An 870-nucleotide genomic window follows, 5' to 3' on the forward strand; every position below is an offset into this window, starting at 1 on the left:
GTCGGCGTTGCTCGGCTGGGCCAAGGTGACCGTGACGGATCCGGTCGGTTCCTCCGACAACCGCACATCGAAGGTGGTGGTATTGCCCTCGGTGACCGTGACGGTGCCCGATGGCAGGGTCAATATTCCCGCATCATCATCATTCACATTGATGCTGACCGTGCCCCTCGCTTCCCCATAGCCACCGCCCGATGCGGTAACGGAGATGCTCGCGCTGTCGTTGTCGGTATCACCGTCCTCGGCCGCGCTCACAGTGACCGACCGGGCCGTGCTCCAGTCGGTAGTGGTGAAGGTCAGGGTGGTCTGCTCGCCGGTGTCCGTGGTGTTGGTATCCACCTTGACATCGGCGTTGCTCGGCTGGACGAGCGTGACCGTGACGGGTCCGGTCGGTTCCTCCGACAGCCGCACATCGAAGGTGGTGGTACCGCCTTCACCGACCGTGACAGTGCCCGATGGCAGGGTCAATGTCCCTTGGTCGTCGTCCGTCACATTGATGCTGACCGTGCCCGTCGCTTCCCCATAGCCACCGCCCGATGCGGTAACGGAGATGCTCGCGCTGTCGTCGTCGGCATCGCCGTCCTCGGCCGCGCTCACCGTGACCGACCGGGCCGTGTTCCAGTCGTTAGTGGTGAAGGTCAAGGTGTTCTGCTCGCCGTTTGTTCCGGTGTCGGTATCCACCTTGACATCGGCGTTGCTCGGCTGAGCGAGCGTGACCGTGACGGTTGCGGACGGTTCCTCCGACAGCCGCACATCGAAGGTGGTGGTAGTACCCTCGGTGACCGTGACGGTGCTCGACGGCAGGGTCAATGTCCCCGCATCGTCGTCTGTCACCTCGATGCTGACCGTACCCGTCGCTTCCCCATAGCCACC

General features: G+C 63.8%; 1 protein-coding gene. It reads right to left on the reverse strand.

Annotated elements, in window-relative coordinates; all coding sequences use genetic code 11:
• Positions 1–870: hypothetical protein (locus BF99_RS23565; RefSeq protein WP_231471465.1), on the reverse strand; the 870-nt coding region annotated here is incomplete at both ends.

This window comes from Thioalkalivibrio sp. HK1 (assembly GCA_000583135.1).
In the GTDB taxonomy this organism is placed as follows: Bacteria; Pseudomonadota; Gammaproteobacteria; order HK1; family HK1; genus HK1.